Source organism: Blautia sp. HA9023, assembly GCF_056504095.1.
In genome coordinates this window covers 1-2500 of record NZ_JBWLUR010000006.1, presented here as the reverse complement: position 1 = coordinate 2500, position 2500 = coordinate 1, and the positions used below count along the sequence as shown (strand labels likewise).

At 53.4% G+C, this 2500-nt stretch carries 1 rRNA gene (cut by a window edge); it reads left to right on the top strand.

Annotated features, from left to right (window positions below):
* Positions 1 to 2500, top strand: a 23S ribosomal RNA gene (locus tag AC04Q6_RS04180) (its annotated part extends 387 nt beyond the left edge of the window); the annotation flags it as partial.

Genomic DNA, 2500 nt, shown 5'->3' with positions numbered 1-2500 from the left:
GACTGAGCAGGATCCGGAGTACCACGAGACACGAGGAACCTTGTGGGAAGTAAGGGGGACCACCCCCTAAGGCTAAATACTACTTAGTGACCGATAGCGCATAGTACTGTGAAGGAAAGGTGAAAAGGACCCCGGGAGGGGAGTGAAAGAGAACCTGAAACCCTGTGTCTACAAGCTGTGGAAGTGCCATATGAGCACAACCGCGTACTTTTTGTAGAACGGTCCGGCGAGTTACGCTTACTGGCAAGGTTAAGTCCTCAAGGGATGGAGCCGAAGGGAAACCAAGTCTTAACAGGGCCAGAGTCAGTAGGAGTAGACCCGAAACCGGGTGATCTATCCATGTCCAGGTTGAAGCTGCCGTAAGAGGTAGTGGAGGACCGAACCCACATCCGTTGAAAAGGGTGGGGATGAGGTGTGGATAGGGGAGAAATTCCAATCGAACCCGGAGATAGCTGGTTCTCCTCGAAATAGCTTTAGGGCTAGCCTCGGTGTGAGTCTTGCGGAGGTAGAGCACTGAATTTCCTAGGGGGCGTCAAAGCCTACCGAAGAATATCAAACTCCGAATGCCGTGTAGATATCACCGGGAGTCAGACTGCACGAGATAAGTTGGGCGGTCAAAAGGGAAAGAGCCCAGACCTACAGTTAAGGTCCCAAAGTGCGCGTTAAGTGGAAAAGGATGTGGGATTTCGAAGACAACCAGGATGTTGGCTCAGAAGCAGCCATACATTCAAAGAGTGCGTAATAGCTCACTGGTCGAGAGGTCCTGCGCCGAAAATGTCCGGGGCTGAAACGCGCCACCGAAACTAAGGAATCCGTAAGGATTGGTAGAGGAGCATTGCATATGGGAAGAAGCAGTACCGTAAGGAGCTGTGGACTATATGGAAGAGAGAATGCCGGAATGAGTAGCGAGATAGAGGTGGGAATCCTCTAGGCCGAATATCCAAGGTTTCCAGGGTAAAGCTGATCTGCCCTGGGTGAGTCGGGACCTAAGGTGAGGGCGGGAGCCGTAGCCGATGGACAACAGGTTGATATTCCTGTACTGCAGTATAACAGAACTGTGGGGACACGTAAGGAGAGCGGGAGCCGGGAATGGAAAGCCCGGTACAAGCGAGGTACCAGTATGGTAGGAAAATCCGCCATGCAATGGGAAGACGTGATGTGGAGTGAAATATAGTAACGAAGCCCGTGAGCCATGCGTCAAGAAAAGCCGCTATTGTTTATATTGTACCCGTACCGTAAACCGACACAGGTGGATGAGGAGAGAATCCTAAGGCCGGCGGAAGAAGTATTGCCAAGGAACTCGGCAAAATGGCCCCGTAACTTAGGGAGAAGGGGTGCCTGCGAGAGCAGGCCGCAGAGAATAGGCTCAAGCAACTGTTTAGCAAAAACACAGGTCTATGCGAAACCGAAAGGTGAGGTATATGGGCTGACGCCTGCCCGGTGCTGGAAGGTTAAGAGGAGAGGTTAGACATAACGTCGAAGCTTTGAATTTAAGCCCCAGTAAACGGCGGCCGTAACTATAACGGTCCTAAGGTAGCGAAATTCCTTGTCGGGTAAGTTCCGACCCGCACGAAAGGCGTAATGATTTGAGCGCTGTCTCGGCAATACATCCGGTGAAATTGAAGTGCCAGTGAAGATGCTGGCTACCCGCGCCAGGACGGAAAGACCCCATGGAGCTTTACTCCAGTTTGGCACTGGGGTCCGGTGTTGCATGTACAGGATAGGTGGGAGGCTGAGAGATAGTGACGTCAGTTGCTATGGAGCCGCTGTTGGGATACCACCCTTGTGATATTGGGCTTCTAACCAGCCGCCGTGAATCCGGCGGTGGGACAATGCCAGGCGGGGAGTTTGACTGGGGCGGTCGCCTCCGAAAGGGTATCGGAGGCGCCCAAAGGTTCCCTCAGAATGGACGGAAACCATTCGAAGAGTGCAAAGGCAGAAGGGAGCTTGACTGCGACACCGACGGGTGGAGCAGGTACGAAAGTAGGGCTTAGTGATCCGGTGGTATTAAGTGGGAATGCCATCGCTCAACGGATAAAAGCTACCCTGGGGATAACAGGCTTATCACTCCCAAGAGTTCACATCGACGGAGTGGTTTGGCACCTCGATGTCGGCTCATCGCATCCTGGGGCTGTAGTAGGTCCCAAGGGTTGGGCTGTTCGCCCATTAAAGCGGTACGCGAGCTGGGTTCAGAACGTCGTGAGACAGTTCGGTCCCTATCCGGCGTGGGCGTAGGATATCTGAGAGGAGCTGTCCTTAGTACGAGAGGACCGGGATGGACGGACCGCTGGTGGACCGGTTGGCTTGCCAAAGCCATGGCCGGGTAGCCAAGTCCGGAAGGGATAAACGCTGAAGGCATCTAAGCGTGAAGCCCCCCTCAAGATGAGATATCCCATTCTTTAAGAAGTAAACCCCCTTGAAGACGACGAGGTAGATAGGGCAGAGGTGGAAGTGTGGTAACACATGGAGCTGACTGTTACTAATCGGGTGAGGGCTTGAC